The 16,417-nt window shown below is 74.8% G+C and carries 9 protein-coding genes; 4 read left to right on the forward strand and 5 right to left on the reverse strand.

Features of this window, described 5'->3' with window-relative positions:
* The first annotated feature begins 6 nt into the window (after positions 1–6).
* Positions 7–2,607: a SpoIIE family protein phosphatase gene (locus DQ244_RS07800; protein ID WP_113810912.1), complete on the forward strand. Its 2,601-nt coding sequence runs from the start codon at positions 7–9 to the stop codon at positions 2,605–2,607.
* Here the strand turns inward: DQ244_RS07800 and DQ244_RS07805 are convergent.
* The gene (locus tag DQ244_RS07805) at positions 2,604–4,322 is read right to left on the reverse strand and encodes a DEAD/DEAH box helicase (protein WP_113811124.1); all 1,719 of its coding nucleotides are present in this window, start codon (positions 4,320–4,322) and stop codon (positions 2,604–2,606) included. The genes DQ244_RS07800 and DQ244_RS07805 overlap by 4 nt on opposite strands.
* A gap of 62 nt (positions 4,323–4,384) precedes the next feature.
* Here DQ244_RS07805 and DQ244_RS07810 point away from each other — a divergent pair, with 62 nt between their 5' ends.
* Positions 4,385–5,803, forward strand: coding sequence for an amidase (locus DQ244_RS07810; RefSeq protein WP_113810913.1), 1,419 nt, complete (start codon positions 4,385–4,387; stop codon positions 5,801–5,803).
* A gap of 48 nt (positions 5,804–5,851) precedes the next feature.
* On the opposite strand, the gene DQ244_RS07815 is transcribed toward DQ244_RS07810, so the two are convergent.
* From DQ244_RS07815 to DQ244_RS07830, 4 genes are all read right to left on the reverse strand, one after another.
* The gene (locus tag DQ244_RS07815) at positions 5,852–7,219 is read right to left on the reverse strand and encodes a glucose-6-phosphate dehydrogenase (protein WP_113811125.1); all 1,368 of its coding nucleotides are present in this window, start codon (positions 7,217–7,219) and stop codon (positions 5,852–5,854) included.
* The gene (locus DQ244_RS07820) at positions 7,216–9,075 is read right to left on the reverse strand and encodes a glycoside hydrolase family 15 protein (RefSeq protein ID WP_233491249.1); all 1,860 of its coding nucleotides are present in this window, start codon (positions 9,073–9,075) and stop codon (positions 7,216–7,218) included. The genes DQ244_RS07815 and DQ244_RS07820 overlap by 4 nt, the downstream gene beginning before the upstream one ends.
* 101 nt (positions 9,076–9,176) lie before the next feature.
* Positions 9,177–14,174 carry an NAD-glutamate dehydrogenase gene (locus DQ244_RS07825; protein WP_113810915.1) on the reverse strand — a complete coding sequence of 1,666 codons (4,998 nt, stop codon included), beginning with the start codon at positions 14,172–14,174 and terminating at the stop codon, positions 9,177–9,179.
* A gap of 70 nt (positions 14,175–14,244) precedes the next feature.
* The gene (locus DQ244_RS07830) at positions 14,245–14,616 is read right to left on the reverse strand and encodes a phage holin family protein (RefSeq protein ID WP_113810916.1); all 372 of its coding nucleotides are present in this window, start codon (positions 14,614–14,616) and stop codon (positions 14,245–14,247) included.
* 115 nt (positions 14,617–14,731) lie between these two features.
* Between DQ244_RS07830 and DQ244_RS07835 the strand changes: the two genes are divergently transcribed.
* Together DQ244_RS07835 and DQ244_RS07840 are read left to right on the forward strand one after the other, a co-directional pair.
* Complete coding sequence (locus DQ244_RS07835; protein WP_113810917.1) at positions 14,732–15,163, forward strand: hypothetical protein; 432 nt, start codon at positions 14,732–14,734, stop codon at positions 15,161–15,163.
* 54 nt (positions 15,164–15,217) lie between these two features.
* The gene (locus tag DQ244_RS07840) at positions 15,218–16,411 is read left to right on the forward strand and encodes an ATP-binding protein (RefSeq protein WP_113811126.1); all 1,194 of its coding nucleotides are present in this window, start codon (positions 15,218–15,220) and stop codon (positions 16,409–16,411) included.
* Positions 16,412–16,417: the final 6 nt, after the last annotated feature.

Raw genomic sequence — 16,417 nt, forward strand, 5'->3', positions numbered from 1 at the left:
GCATCGGTGGACGGATCCACGGACCGCACGGTCACCGCGGAGGCCTCCTCCGGCGATCGCGCGGCAGCCCAGCTCCGGCTCGACCCCTCCCGCGTGGAGGCCGCGCGCAGGATCCTCCCGGGCGGGCACCGCCCCGGCCTCGACCGGCTCGCCGGGCTCGCCGCCCGCCTGCTGGGGACGTCGGGGAGCCAGGTCTCGCTGCTGACCGACCTCCAGCACGTCGAGGCCGGCACCGGGGCCGCCGCGGTCGGCACCACCGGTCCGCTCGAGGAGTCGCTGTGCTCGGTCACGGCAGCGATGCCGGCCGGCGAGTCCCTCGTCGTCAGCGACGCGCGCCTGGACCCGCGCGTGCGCGACCTGGCCCCGGTCCGCGCCGGGGTGGTGGGCTCCTACCTGGGGACGGCGCTGACCGACACCGACGGCCACGCCATCGGCGCGCTCTGCGTCTTCGACGAGGACCCCCGGCCGTGGGCGCCGTCGGAGATCGCCACGCTGCGCCAGCTCGCCGGATCGGTGATGACCGAGCTCCAGCTGTCGGCGCTGCTCCGCCAGTACGAGAGCGAGCGGCTGCGCTGGGAGCTGGCCAAGGAGGCGGGCGAGGTCGGCACCTTCGACTTCGAGCCCTCCAGCGGGGTGCTCCTCTGGGACGAGCAGCTCCAGCGGATGTTCGGCTACGACCCGGCCACCTTCAGCGAGTCGCTGGAGGCCTTCAACGCCCGCGTGCACCCCGACGACGAGGAGTGGCACGCCGACGCCCTGCAGGCGAGCGTGGACACGCGCGGCGAGTACGACGTCGAGTACCGGATCGTCCTCCCCGGAGGCGAGACCCGATGGATCCACGCCCGCGGGCGGCACGTCCTGGGCCCTGACGGGCGCACCCACCACCTGATCGGTGCGGCCTACGACACCACCGGTGAGCGGGAGGCCTCGACGCGCGTGACCCGGGTGCTCGAGGCCATGCCGGCCGGCTTCTACTCCCTGGACCGCGAGTGGCGGTTCACCCACGTGAACGCGCAGGCCGAGCGCTTGCTCGGGCGCAGCCGCGACGAGCTGCTGGGCGAGGTGCTCTGGGAGGCGTTCCCCGCGGCCGTCGGCAGCGTCTTCGAGACGAGCTACCACCGGGCGGTCAGCAGCGGCGAACCCATCCTGTTCGACGCGCACTACCCCGCGCCGCTGAACGGCTGGTACGAGGTGAGCGCCTGGCCGACGCCCGACGGGCTGTCGGTCTACTTCCTCGAGGTGACCGACCGACGGGCGGCGAAGGCCCAGGCGGAGGACGCCACCCGGCGGCTGGCGCTGCTGGCCGAGGTCAGCGCGGAGCTGGCCGGGGCGCTCGACCCGCTCGCCGCGACGGCCCACCTGCCGCAGCTGGTCGTCCCGGCGCTCGCGGACTTCTGCATCGTGACGGTCGTCGACGCCGACGGCCGGCCCCGCGACGTCGGCTGCTGGCACGCCGACCCTGAGATGCGCCCGCGGCTGGAGCGGTACACCGAGCTCCGCCTGGACGCCATGCCGCCGGACTCCCCCGCCTCCGTCGCGCTGCGGACGGGCGAGATGATCCGCCGCGACGGCCCCGAGGTGCGGGAGATGTTCCCCGACGGCGAGATCCGCGAGGTGCTGCTGCAGCTGGCCCCCCGCGAGGCCGTGGTGATCCCGCTGCGCGGCCGCAACCGGGTCGTCGGCCTGCTCACCGTGTTCTACGCCGACGGCACCCCGGTCCGGGAGGCGGACCTGCGCACGGCGCAGGACGTGGCCGACCGCGCCGGTCTGGCGTTGGACAACGTCCGGCTCTACAGCGCCCAGCAGCAGCTCGCCGAGGGCCTGCAGCGCAGCCTGCTGACCGAGCCGCCGGAGCCCGACCACGCAGAGATCGCCGTCCGCTACCTGCCGGCCGCCGAGGCCGCCCGGGTGGGCGGCGACTGGTACGACGCCTTCATGCAGCCCGGCGGGACGACGATGCTGGTCATCGGCGACGTCGTCGGCCACGACACCGAGGCCGCCGCCGCGATGGGCCAGCTGCGCGGGCTGCTGCGCGGCATCGCCACCTACAGCGACGCGGGCCCCGTCGAGGTCCTCCGCGGCCTGGACACCTCCATGACCACCCTGCAGATGCAGACCCTGGCGACGGCGGCGGTGGCCCGGTTCGAGCAGACGCCCGACGAGCTCGCCCGCGGCGTCACCCGCATGCGCTGGGCCAACGCGGGGCACCTCCCGCCGCTGGTCATCAACCCCGACGGCAGCGTGGCGGAGCTGGCGGAGTGGAACGGCGACCTGCTGCTCGGCGTCGACGCGGCCAGCCGGCGCCGGGAGTCGGTGATCACGCTGGACCGCGGGTCGACCGTCCTGCTCTACACCGACGGCCTCGTGGAGCGCCGGGATGCCGATCTCGACGAGGGCATCCACCGGCTGCGCGAGGCGCTGATCGACCTCGCCGGCCTGCCGCTGCAGCAGCTGCTCGACGAGCTCCTCGAGCGGCTGGTGCACGGGCGGCCGGAGGACGACGTCGCGCTCGTCGCCGTCCGGCTGCACCGCCAGGACCGACCGCGTCCGCGGGAGGCGGGCCCCAACCGGGTCCCGCCGACCGTGCCTGCCGAGGGCACGGTCTAGGAGCGGTCCCGGCGGATCGTCGCCTTCCGGCCCTTGATCATGGTGGCCCGCAGGGCCTGGACGACGTCGTCGACCGCCGCCTCCGGCACCTCCACCAGCGCGAACCGCTGGTGGATCTCGATCGAGCCGACGTCGCGGCCGGTCAGCCCGGTCTCGCCGGTGATCGCGCCGACGAGGTCGCCCGGACGGATCCCCGCCTCGCGGCCGAGACCGACGAACAGCCGGCCCGCCGGACCGGAGGAGCGCCGCGGCGGCCGTCCCGCATCGGCCCGGCCGGCACCGCCCCGGTTGCCGCCCCGGGAGTCGGGACGCCCGCCGGAGTCCGGCCGGAAGCCGACCTGGGGGATCTCCTCGTCGTCGTCGACCCCTCCCCCGGCCTCGTGCGCCAGCTTGACCGCCGCCAGGGCGACCTCCATCAGGTCGAACTCGTCGGCCAGGGTCTCGACGACGACCCGGAACCGGTCGAGCTCGTCGCCGAGCAGGCTCTCCCGCAGCGCCGCCCTGGTCAGGTCCAGCCGCCGGGCGCGCAGGTCGGCGACGGTCGGCACGGTCTGCACCGAGATCGTCGCGCCGGCGACCTTCTCGATCGTCTTGAGCTGCCGGTGCTCGCGCGGCTCCGCCAGCGTGATGGCCACGCCCTCGCGCCCGGCGCGCCCGACCCGCCCGATCCGGTGCACGTAGGACTCCGGCGCCGAGGGGACGTCGTAGTTCACGACGTGGGTCAGCTGCTCGATGTCCAGGCCACGGGCGGCGACGTCGGTCGCGATGAGGAGCTCCGCCGTCCCGCTGCGCAGCCGGCCCATCGCCTTGTCGCGCTGCTCCTGGCTCATGCCGCCGTGCAGCGGCTCGGCCCGGTAGCCGCGGCCGTTGAGCGTCTCGGTGAGGGTGTCGACCTCCTCGCGGGTGCGGCAGAACACGATCGCCGCCGTGGGCGCCTCGACGTCGAGGACCCGGCCGAGCGCGGCGGGCTTCGCGCCCCGGGGCACCACGTAGGCGGTCTGGCGCACCCGCGGGGCCTCCCCCGCCGCGGCCTTCTCCTTGGCGATGGTGATCCGCACCGGGTCGCTCAGGTGGCGGCGGGCCAGCGCGTCCAGCCGGCGCGGCATGGTGGCGGAGAACAGCACGGTCTGCCGCTCCCGCGGCGTCTCGTCGAGGATCGCCTCGAGGTCCTCGGCGAAGCCCATGTCGAGCATCTCGTCGGCCTCGTCGAGCACGACGGTGCCGATCTCGCCCAGGTGCAGGGCGCCACGGTTGAGCAGGTCCAGGGCGCGGCCCGGGGTGGCGACGACGACGTCGACCCCGGACTCGAGGCTGCGCAGCTGGCGCACGATCGGCGCGCCGCCGTAGACCGGCAGCACGCGGGCGCCGAGGTCACGGCCGTACTTGTGCAGCGCCTCGGACACCTGGACGGCGAGCTCGCGGGTGGGCACGAGGACCAGCGCCACCGGCGGCTTCTCCCGGCGGTGGGCGGACATCTGCTGGAGGACCGGCAGCGAGAAGGCCGCCGTCTTCCCGGTGCCGGTGGCGGCCTGGCCGAGCAGGTCGCGGCCCTCGACCAGCGGCGGGATCGCCTCCTGCTGGATGGGCGTGGGCTCCTCGTAGCCGAGGGCGGACAGCGCCTTCAGCAGCTCCGGGCGCAGACCGAGGGCCTCGAAGCTGGCGTGCTCGTCCGGGGCGGCGGGCTCGTCGCCGGGGGTCGTTCGTTCGTCGCTCATCGCCTCCATCGTTCACCGGTGACGCGGGTCGCGCGCACCCGGGTTTCTGCGACGCTGGTCCGGTGACCCCCGACGACGAGCTCTGCACCCGTCCCGCGACCGAGCTGACGGCACTGGTCCGGGCCGGGGAGGTGTCGGCGCGGGAGCTGCTCGAGGCCCACCTCGCCCGCATCGAGCGGCTCGATCCGCGATTCAACGCCGTCGTGACCCTGGACGCCGAGGGTGCCCGCGCGGCCGCGGACGCGGCCGACGCCGCGCAGGCCGCCGGGGACCCGCTCGGGCCGCTGCACGGGCTCCCGGTGGCGCACAAGGACACGCACGCCACCGGCGGCATGCGGACGACCTGGGGGTCACCGCTGCACCGCGACACCGTGCCGCTGCGCGACGAGCTGGTGGTGGCCCGGCTGAGGGCGGCGGGCGCGATCCGCGTGGGCAAGACGAACGTGCCGGAGTTCGCGGCCGGCTCGCACACCGTCAACCCGGTGTTCGGGGCGACCCACAACCCCTACCGGCACGGGCTGTCGGCCGGTGGGTCGAGCGGCGGCGCGGCGGCGGCCCTGGCCGCGGGGCTGGTGCCGCTGGCCGAGGGCAGCGACATGGGCGGCTCGCTGCGCAACCCGGCGGCGATGTGCAACGTGGTCGGGCTCCGGCCCACCCCGGGCCGGGTGCCCACGTGGCCCGCGCCGATGGGCTGGTCGACGCTGTCGGTGCAGGGGCCGATGGGCCGCACGGTCGCCGACGTGGCGCTGCAGCTGTCGGTGCTGGCCGGGCCGGATCCCCGGGTGCCGCTCTCCCTGTCGGAGGACCCGGCGGCGTTCGCCGCGCCGCTGCCGGAACGGCTGGACGGGCTGCGGGTGGCGTGGGCGCCGTCGCTCGGTGGGCGGGTGACGGTCGACCCCGCGATCACCTCGGTGCTGACGGCGTCCCTGCCGGTGCTCGAGTCGCTGGGTGCGACGGTCGAGGAGGCCTGCCCGGACCTGGACGGCGCCGACGAGGTGTTCGGCACGCTGCGCGCCTGGCTGTTCGACGCCACCTTCTCCGACCTGGTGCGCCGGCATCCCGACCAGGTCAAGGAGACGATCCGCTGGAACGTCGCCCTCGGCGCGCGGCTCACCGGCGCCGACCTCGCGCGGGCGGAGCGGCAGCACACGACGCTGTTCGAGCGGATCGTCGAGTTCTTCACCCGCTTCGACGTGCTGCTCTGCCCGACGACGCAGGTGCTGCCCTTCCCGGTGGAGCTGGAGTACCCGACCGAGATCGCCGGGGAGCCGCAGGAGGACTACCTGGCCTGGATGCGCTCCTGCACGCTGCTCTCCCCCACCGGCTGCCCGGCGCTGTCGGTGCCCGGCGGCTTCACGCCCGACGGGCTGCCGGTGGGGTTGCAGGTCGTGGGCCCGCCGCGCGCCGACCGCCGGGTGCTCGAGGTGGGGCACGCGTTCGAGCAGGCCACCCGTTTCGGCTACCGCCGCCCACCTCTCTGACCGCCTCTACGACTGTCTAGCGTCAGGGGTAGAGGGACGAAGAGGCGGCTAGCGCGCCGGGCCGTCCGAGCCGGCCGGGTACTCCTGGAGGGGCACCTCGCCCGCCGCCCACGCGGCGAGGATCGGCTCCACGATCCGCCACGACTCCTCCGCCTCCACGTCGCTGATCGAGAGCGCGGCCTCGCCGGCGAGCAGCTCGGCCAGCAGCAGCCCGTACGCCGACAGCCGCGCGGGCGGCAGCTCGACCTGCAGCGACCGCCGCTCCAGGTCGAACGGGTCCCCCGCGCCGTTGAGGTTGAGGTCCAGGTCGATCCCGTCGGGGTCCAGCCGCAGCCGCAGCACGTCCGGCTCGGTCGCCGGACTCTCCTCGTCCGGCTGGAAGGCCAGGTGCGGCACCGGTCTGAACCGCAGCGCGATCTCGTGCCGGTCAGCGCCCAGCGCCTTGCCCGAGCGCAGCCGGAAGGGCACCCCGGCCCAGCGCCAGTTCTCGATCGTCACGGTGTACTCGGCGTAGGTCTCCGTGCCGCGATCGGCCTGCACGCCGTCCTCGGCGGTGTAGTCGGGCAGCTCGCGCCCACCGACCCGGCCGGCGGTGTACCGCGCCCGCACGGTGTCGCGGCGCATGTCCTCCGGTGACCGGACGGCACGCAGCACGTCGGCCTTGCGTGCGGCCAGGCTGCGGGCGTCCAGCGCGGCCGGCGGCTCCATCGCCACCACGGCCAGCATCTGCAGCAGGTGGTTCTGCAGCATGTCGCGCAGGGCACCAGCGGTGTCGTAGTAGCCGGCCCGGCCCTCCAGCCCCAGCGTCTCGTCGAAGACGATGTCCACCCGCTCCACGTGCTGGGCGTTCCACACCGGCTCGAACATCCGGTTGGCGAACCGCAGACCGAGGATGTTGAGCACGGTCTGCATCGCCAGGAAGTGGTCGGTGCGGAAGACCTGCTCCTCCGGCACCAGCCGGTGCAGGACGGCGTTGAGCCGCTGGGCGTCGGCCAGGTCGCGGCCGAAGGGCTTCTCCACGGCGACGACGGCGCCCTCGGGCAGGCCCACCTCCGTCAGCGCCTCGAGCGTCGGGAGGAACACCGTGTTCGGCAGCGCGAGGTAGACCACCGGGGTACCCCCGGCGCGCTCGAGCCCCGCCCGCAGGTCGGCGGCGACGGTGACGTCGCCGTGCCGGTGGCCGAACCGGCCGACCAGCCGCTCTCGGGCGGGCTCGGGCACGTGCGCGGCGTGCTCGGCGAGCCGGTCGCGGGCCCAGGACCGGTACTCCTCGTCCGACCAGTCCTCCCGGCTGAGAGCGAGCAGCCGCACCCCGTCGTCCAGGATGCCGGCGTCGACGAGCTCGGCCAGGCCGGGCAGGAGCAGCCGGCCGGTGAGGTCCCCCGTGCCACCGAGGACGACGAAGGAGCGCGTCATCGTCCCGTCCCCCTCGTCGCGGCGGCCGTGGCCCGGGCGAGGTTCCACCCGCTGCTGATCACCCCGACGTGGCTGAACGCCTGCGGGAAGTTGCCGAGGAACGCCCCGGTCGACGGGTCGATCTCCTCGGCCAGCAGCCCGAGCTCGGTGGCCCGGCCGCACAGCGAGTCGTACAGCTCGGAGGCCTCCTCCAGCCGCCCCTGCCCGGCCAGGTTGTCGACCAGCCAGAAGCTGCAGAGCAGGAAGGCGCCCTCCGTGCCCTGCAGCCCGTCGGGCGACTCGGTGTGCAGGTAGCGGTAGAGCAGCCCGTCCCCCGCGTCCAGGTGCCGGCGCACCGCCGCGGTCGTGGCCACCATCCGCGGGTCGTCGGCAGCGATCAGCCGGCGCAGGGGCAGGGTGAGCAGGGACCCGTCCAGGCCGCCGCGGTCGGTCTGCCCGGGCGGGGTGAGGTGCTCGGTGAAGGTCCCCCGGTCGGGGTCCCAGGCCTGGTCCAGCAGCGTGCGGTGGATGCGGTCGGCCTCGGCCCGCCAGCGCTCCCGAGGATGCGGCAGGCCCAGCAGGTCGGCGAGCCGCAGGGCCCGGTCCACGGCCACGTGGCACATCGCGACCGAGTAGGTGAACGGCCGGCCGGCGTCCCGGATCTCCCAGATGCCGTTGTCCGGCGTCCGCCACTTCGTGATCGCCTGCTCGGTCAGCGACGTCAGCGAGGTCCACAGGGCGCCGCTGACGTCGCCGCCGGCCCGCGCCCACTGGTAGGCGACGTCGAGCAGTTCGCCGTAGACGTCGTTCTGCACCTGCCGGGCCGCTCCGTTGCCCCACCGCACCGGGGAGGACCCGCGGTAGCCCGCCAACGAGGCGTCGATCCACTCGGTCGCCGGAGGACGGCCGTCGAGGCCGTACATGATGTCGACGCCACCGCGCCGCTCGACGTTGCGCAGCGTCCACGCCAGGAAGGCGTGCGACTCCTCGTCCATGCCGATGCGGCGCAACGCGTAGCCGGTGAACGCCGCGTCGCGCACCCACGTGTAGCGGTAGTCCCAGTTGCGCTCGCCGCCGATGCCCTCCGGCAACGAGGAGGTGGCCGCCGCCATCACCGCCCCGGTCGGCACGTGGTCGAGCAGCTTCAGGGTCAGCGCCGAGCGCCGCACCAGCGCGGCCTGCGGACCGGCGTAGGTGAGCCGGCCGGACCAGTCCCGCCAGGCCGCGGCCGTCTGGTCGACCAGCCGCTGGGGTTCCTCCCGGGCGCGGAGGTGGGTCTGCCCCGACCACTGCAGGGTCACGGTGAGCCGCTCCCCGGCAGCCAGTCGCACGCGACCGGCGATCGCGCCGTCGCCGGTGAGCGTCAGCGGGTGCGAGCACCACAGGAGCAGGTCCAGGTCGGCGCGCGCGGGACAGTGGATCCGCCAGGCGCCGAGCTCGGCACGCACCCGGACGCCGTCCCTGGGCAGGAGCCGGACGTCGACCTCCACGGACCCGGCGAGCACCCGGGCGGTGCGCAGCACCTCCCCGCGGCCCGCGGGCACCGGTTCGGAGAGATCGGCGCCCGAGCGCAGGGGGAGGCAGTCGGTCAGCTCCAGCACGCCGTCGGCGGCGTGCAGCTCGGTGACCAGGACGCCGGTCTCGGGCACGTAGTGCTGGGCGGCCTCGCGCAGACCGACCGGGGTGATCGCGAAGGTGCCGCCCCGCTCGGCGTCCAGCAGCCCGGCGACGAAGGGCTCACCGTCGAACGTGGGCAGGCACAGCCACGGGATCGCCCCGTCCCGGGCGACGAGTGCGCAGGTGACGCCGTCGCCGATCAGGCCGTGGTCCTCGATGGGGAGGTAGCCGTCGACGGGTTCGAGCGGGCGCAGCGGCACGGCGGTTCCTCGGGTTGGGCGGGGCAGGACCCTCGAAGGCCTGCCCGCCCCACCCCCGGGCCAACCGCTCCCGGACATGACGCTGTGATGACGTTCGGCGGCTACTTCTCCTCTGCCGGCCGGGCGATGCGGCGGGCCTGACGGCGCTTGCGCAGCCCGCGCAGGGTGCGGACGGCGACCAGCAGCTCGGCCAGCTCCTGCCGGTCCCCCGACGTGATGTCGGCCAGCTGCCCGGCGGCGCGGCGCTGGGCGGTGTCCCAGCCGTCCTCCCAGCGCACGACCAGGTCGGCCGAGGACTCGGCGTCCGACGTGCGCAGACCCAGCACGTCCTCGGTGAGCGAGGACTGCTCCATCTGCAGGTCGTCGCGCAGCGACGCCCGGGCCATCGACGGCCAGCGCCGGTCGCGGGGCAGCGCGGTCACCTGGTCGCGCAGCGGGGCCAGGCCCAGCCGCTCCGACAGCCGCTGCATCACCTGGCCGGCCAGCTCGACCGGGGCACCCGTGCGCTCGCTGACGACGGCGAGGTCGAGCGCCGCAGGCATCAAGGGCGCGACCGACACCCGGGCGGCGAGCTCCTCGGGCATGCCGGCCTCGCGCAGCCGTGCGGCACGGGCGGCGTAGTCCTCGGCCTCCCGGCCCATGAGCCAGTCCGGCAGCCCGGCCTGCACCGCGTCCACGGAGCCGGCGAAGCGCGCGGTGACCTCGGCCAGCGGCGGCGGGTTGTCCGAGGTGAGGTCGGGCTGGCGCAGCAGCCAGCGGGTGGCCCGCTCGGCCAGCCGGGTCGCCTCGGTGCGCGCCTCGCCCTGCACCGCCGCCGGGACCCGGTTGTCCAGGGGCCGCACCGCGTCGTAGATCCGGTCGATGCCGAACACCTCGCGGGCCACGGCGTGCGCCCGGACCACCACCGGCAGCGGCACGCCGGTCTCCTCGACCAGCCGGAAGAGCCCGGTCACACCGGCGACGTTGACCGCCCGGTTGGTCAGCGCGGTGCCGATGATCTCCCGCCGCAGCGGGTGGCCGGCGACCGCGTCCGGGAAGCGCTCGCGCAGCGGTGCGGGGAAGTAGTCGACCAGCAGCGCCTCCAGCGCCGGGTCGTCGGGCAGCGTGGACTGCAGGACGGCGTCGCCGGTCTGGAGCTTCGCGTAGGCCAGCAGCACCGAGAGCTCGGGCCCGGTCAGCGCCTGGCCGTCCCGGCGCCGCTCGGCCAGCGCGCGGTCGTCCGGCAGCGCCTCGACGGCGCGCCGCAGCCGGCCGGAGCGCTCCAGCGAGCGGATGAACCGCTCGTGGGCATCCATCAGGCTGCGCGCCGACGCCGTCTCGACGGCGAGGGTCGCGTTCTGCGCGTGGTTGTCGGTGAGGACGTCGGTGGCGACGTCGTCGGACATCTCGCCCAGCAGCGCGGCGCGGCCCTCGGCGTCGATGGCGCCGTCGGCCACCGGCCGGTTGAGCGCGATCTTGATGTTGACCTCGTGGTCGGAGGTGTCCACGCCCGCGGAGTTGTCGATGGCGTCGGTGTTCACCCGGCCGCCGGCCAGCGCGTACTCCACGCGCCCGCGCTGGGTGAGCCCCAGGTTGCCGCCCTCGCCGACCACGCGCACGCGCAGCTGACCGCCGTCGACCCGGAGCGCGTCGTTGGCCTTGTCGCCGACCTCGAGGTGGCTCTCCGAGGCGGCCTTGACGTAGGTGCCGATGCCGCCGTTGAACAGCAGGTCCACCGGCGCCAGCAGGATCGCCCGCATGAGCTCGACCGGGCTCATCGACGTCACGCCGTCGGCGATGCCGAGGGCGGCGCGCATCTGGTCGGACACCGGGATCGACTTGGCCGTGCGCGGCCAGACGCCGCCACCTTCGGTGATGAGCTGCGGGTCGTAGTCCTCCCAGCTCGACCGCGGCAGGTCGAACAGGCGCTTCCGCTCGGCGAACGAGGTGGCGGCGTCGGGCGACGGGTCGACGAAGACGTGCCGGTGGTCGAAGGCGGCCACCAGCCGGATGTGCTCGGACAGCAGCATCCCGTTGCCGAACACGTCGCCGGACATGTCGCCCACGCCGACGACGGTGAAGTCCTGGCGCTGCATGTCGAGGTCCAGCTCGCGGAAGTGGCGGGTCACCGACTCCCAGGCGCCGCGGGCGGTGATGCCCATGGCCTTGTGGTCGTAGCCGACCGAGCCCCCGGAGGCGAAGGCGTCGCCCAGCCAGAACCCGCGCTCGAGCGCCACGGAGTTCGCCAGGTCGGAGAAGGTCGCCGTCCCCTTGTCCGCGGCGACCACCAGGTAGGAGTCGTCACCGTCGTGCCGGACGACCTTGGCCGGCGGCACGACCTCGCCGTCGACCAGGTTGTCGGTGAGGGCGAGCAGCGAGCCGATGAACAGCTTGTAGCAGGCCTGCGCCTCGGCGAGCACCTCGTCGCGGGACGCCCCCTCACCCGGCGGGCGCTTGACGACGAACCCGCCCTTGGCGCCGGTCGGCACGATGACGGTGTTCTTCACCATCTGCGCCTTGACCAGGCCCAGGATCTCGGTGCGCAGGTCCTCGCGGCGGTCGGACCAGCGCAGGCCACCGCGGGCGACCTTGCCGAACCGCAGGTGCACCCCCACGACCCGCGGCGAGCTCACCCACACCTCGTGCTTCGGGCGCGGGTCGGGCAGGTCGGGCACCTCGGCCGGGTCCAGCTTCAGCGCCAGCGCCGGGCGGGCCGGGGTGGACATGGCGTAGTAGGTGGTGCGCTGGGTGGCGGTCACCGCGGCCAGCAGCGAGCTGAGCACCCGGTCGGCGTCCAGCGAGGCGACCTCGCCGATCGAGCGGCGCAGGGCCTCCACCAGGTCGGCCTGGCGCCCCTCCCGGCCGTTGACCCGGCCCGGCGAGAAGCGGGTCTCGAAGAGCGCGACCAGCCGGGCGACGACGCCGGGGTGGGCCGCCAGCGTCTGCTCGACGTAGGCCTGGCTGAACGGGAGGCCCGCCTGGCGCAGCCACTGCACGTAGGCGCGCACCACGCCGACCTGCCGCCAGTTGAGCCCGGCCAGCATGACCAGCGCGCCGAGCCCGTCGTCCTCGGCCTCGCCGCGCCACACGGCGCCGACGGCCTCGGTGAACCGCTCGGGCAGCGAGCGCAGCAGCGGCAGCTCCACCTGCGGGACGGCGACGCCGAAGTCGTAGATCCAGGTGGGCGGGGCGCCGATCCGGTCCAGCTCGTAGGGCCGCTCGTCGACGACGTCGACGCCCATGTTCTGCAGCACCGGGAGGACGTGCGACAGCAGCAGCCGCTCCCCCACCCGGTACACCGACAGCCGGCGCTCCCCGGGCGCGGCGCCGGTGGGCGTCCACAGCCGCAGCGCCAGACCGCCGGGCTCGAGGCCCTCCAGGCGGGCGAGGTCCTCGACGGCGCGCTCGGCGGTGAAGTCCTCCTGGTACGCGGCGGGGAACGCGTCGGCGACCCGCGCGAACACCGTCTCGGCGTCCGCGCCGTACCGGGCGGCCAGCGCGTCCTGGAGCTCGTCGCCCCAGCTGCGCGCGGCGGCGGCCAGCTCGGCCTGCAGCGCGTCGACGTCGACGGCCACCTTGCGGGGCGCGCCCCGGCTGCCCACCGGCAGCCGGACGACGAAGTGCAGGCGGGCGAGCACCGACTCCGTGGACCGGGCGGTGAACTCGATGCTCGTCCCGCCCAGCCGCTCGAGCAGCGACTGCTGCATGCGAGTGCGGACCTCGGTGGTGTACCGGTCGCGCGGCAGGTAGACCAGCGCGGACCAGAACCGCCCGGTCGGGTCCTGGCGCAGGAACAGCCTCGTCTGCCGGCGCTCCTGCAGGTGCAGGACGCCCATCGCGACCGGGAGCAGCTCGTCCGCGTCGACCTGCATCAGCTCGTCGCGCGGATAGGTCTCCAGGACGTCGAGCAGCTCCTTGCCGGTGTGGCTGTCGGCCGGCACGCCGGAGCGGGTCACCACCTCCGCGACGCGGCGCCGGACCAGCGGCACGTCGAGCACGCTGCTGGAGTAGGCGACCGACGGGAAGAGCCCCACGAAGCGGTACTGGCGCCGGGCCCCCGAGGGGTCCGCGGGCGCGGTGACGGCGACCAGGTCCAGCCAGGCCCGGCGGTGCACGGTGGCCCGGGTGTCGGCCTTGGTGACGCTGAGCAGGCGGCCGGCCGGGGCCCGCACAGCCTCCGGGGTGGCCGCGCTGCCGCTCATGTCGGCGTCGCTGCGCAGCACGCCGAGGCCGGTGCCGGGCACCGCGCGGACCGCCCCTCGGGCGGTCGCGGCGAGCTCGACCTCGCGGGCGCCGAGCAGCAGGAAGTTGCCGTCGGCCAGCCAGCGCAGCAGCGCCGCGGCCTCGGCGGGGTCGTCGGAGGGGTCGGCGGTCCCATCCGCCGCGGGTGCCATCTGATCCAGCCGGGCGGCGAGCTCGCGGACCCGCTCGCGCAGCCGGGCGGTGTCCTCGCAGACGGCCCGGACATCGTCCAGCACGGTGCGCAGGCCGGCCACGAGGTCCTCGGCGGCCTCGTCGTCCAGCGGGCCGTCGAGCACGACGGCCATCCAGGACTCGGCGACGGCGTCGACACCGCAGGCCTGGACGTCCGCGCTGTCGCAGAAGGCGGTGATCCGGCCGCGCAGGTCGCGCCGCACGACCAGCACCGGGTGCACGATGTGCTCCAGCGCGAAGCCCTGGCGCACCACCTCGGCGGTGACCGAGTCGACCAGGTGGGGCATGTCGTCGGTGACCAGGCGGACGACGGCGCGGGCGCGTTCCCCGGAGGGCTGGTGCACGTCGACCGTGGCCGCGCCCGGGGGACGCACCTCGGCGAGCGCCAGGTGACCCAGCGCCAGCGCGGCGAGGTCCTCGGGCGGGTGCCCGACCACCTCCTGGGCCGGCTCGCTCCAGTAGTACCGCCGCATGAACGCGGGCAGGTCCTCGGAGCGGCACCCGGCGGGCAGCGCGACCGCCGGGTCCAGCCCGGTCCCGGCGACGTCTGCCGCCCGGTCGAGCAGTCGTCGCTTCTCCTCGCGGGCGGCCTCGAGTGCGGCGAGCTCGGTCAGGGAGCTGTTCGCGGAGGCGCCGTTCCGGTCGCGCACCGGGGTCCCCGGGACGACGCCGGTGTCACTGGCCATGAAAGGCCACGCTACTGCCCGGCGAGACCCCCGTCACGGCGACGCGACGGGGGCCCGGCGACCTGCGGGTTCAGCGGTCGAGCAGCTGGTCGGCCACCCAGCCCGCCACCGCGAGGATCAGCCCGCCGAGGATCGCGGTGCCGATGCCGTCGATGGTGAGCCGGGTGGTGAGCGCCGCGGTCAGCCCGAGGAGGGCGGCGTTGATGACGATCAGGAACAGGCCCAGCGTCAGCAGCACGAACGGCAGCGAGAGCAGCCGGAGGACCGGCCCGACGACCGCGTTGACCACGCCGAAGATCAGCGCGATCCACAGGTAGGTGCCGTAGATCCCGAGCGGCCCGTCCGGGTTCTCGACCACGTCCAGCCCCGGCAGCACGTCGTACTTCGTCAGGAGGAAGAAGACCGCGCCGAGGAGGACGACCTTGAGCAGGAACTTGATCACGGCGCCGACGCTAGCGGTCCCGCCGGACCGGCTGGGGGATATGAGGTCACCTAGCCGTGTCTAGCGCGCCCGCTAGACAGCGACAGACGACCGCATGCCCGGGCACGATGCGCGGGTGACGAGCACCGACGCCGCGTTCACCCTGCGCATGCCGACCTGGGCGCGGGTGTGGCTCGTGGTCTTCCCGCTCCTCGTCGTCGCCGCGCTGCTGAGCCCGCTCCCGCTGCGCGGCGACCCGGGCGTGCCCGTGCGGGTGCTGTTCGCGGGAGCGGTGATCGCGCTGTCCGCGCGGATGTGGGTCATGGGCGCCGTGGGCCGCGCCGACGGGCGGCTGGTGGTCCGCAACCAGCTCACCACGCGCACCTACGCCCGGGAGGAGGTCGCCGGAGCCGGCATCGGGCGGGAGCGGGGCGGCCGGGTCGTCGTGCTGGAGCTCGCCGACGGCTCGACGCGGTCCCTCGACGTCACCCTGCGCCCCTTGCGCCTGTTCGACCAGGGCCTGCAGCGGGAGCTGGCGCTGGTGCGGCGGTGGCTCGACACGCGCTAGGTCGTTCTACCGATCTCTACGGGTCGGGCTAGAGAACCCCATACGGTGGTCGACATGGATCCCGTGCGGAACCCGTACGCACCCGGCGCCGGCCAGCGCCCGCCCGAGCTCGCCGGTCGCGACTCCGAGCTCTCGGCCTTCGACGTCGTGCTGGAGCGGATCGCGCACGGCCGCCCCGAGCGCTCGCTGGTGCTGACCGGGCTGCGCGGCGTCGGCAAGACGGTGCTGCTCAACCAGCTGCGGTCGGCGGCCATCTCGCGCGGCTGGGGCACCGGCAAGATCGAGGCGCGCCCGGACCAGTCGCTGCGCCGGCCGGTGAGCTCGGCGCTGCACATGGCGCTGCGCGAGCTCGGCCCCCGGCACGGCGACCAGGAGTCGGTGGCCGAGGTGCTGGGTGTGGTGAAGGCGTTCGCCTCGCGGGTGAGCCCGGCCGACGCGAAGGTGCGCGACCGCTGGCAGCCGGGCATCGACGTCCCCGCCGCCACCGGGCGCGCGGACTCCGGCGACATGGAGATCGACCTCGTCGAGCTGCTCAGCGACGCCGCCGGGGTGGCCGCCGACATCGGCAGCGGGATCGCCCTGTTCATTGACGAGATGCAGGACATCCAGCCCGACGACGTCTCCGCCATCTGCGCGGCCTGCCACGAGCTGTCCCAGCAGGGCGCCCCGCTGATCGTCGTCGGCGCCGGCCTCCCCCACCTCCCCGCCGTCCTGAGCGCCTCGAAGAGCTACTCCGAGCGGCTGTTCCGCTACCTGCGCATCGACCGGCTCGAGCGCGGGGAGGCCGACCGGGCGCTGATCGCGCCGGCCGAGCGGGAGGGCGTGGAGTTCGAGCAGGAGGCGCTGGACGCCCTCTACGACGCCGCCGACGGCTACCCCTACTTCGTGCAGGCCTACGGCAAGGTGACCTGGGACCTCGCCGCCTCCTCCCCCATCACCGCCGCCGACGTCGCCATGGCCGCGCCGGTCGCGGAGACCGAGCTCGCCGTCGGGTTCTTCGGGTCCCGCTACGACCGGGCCACGCCGGCCGAGCGGGAGTACATGCACGCGATGGCCGAGCTCGGCGGACCGGGCGGCGCCGCCGTGGCCACCTCGGAGGTGGCGGTGTCGCTGGGGCGCAAGCCCGCGTCCCTCTCCCCCGCCCGGGACTCGCTGATCAAGAAGGGCCTGGTCTACTCCGCCGAGCGCGGCCAGATCGCCTTCACCGTGCCGCACTTCGGCCGCTACCTCCTGCGCCACCCGGACTAGCGCCCG

It is taken from the genome of Blastococcus sp. TBT05-19, from assembly GCF_003319095.1.
Lineage (GTDB): Bacteria > Actinomycetota > Actinomycetes > Mycobacteriales > Geodermatophilaceae > Blastococcus.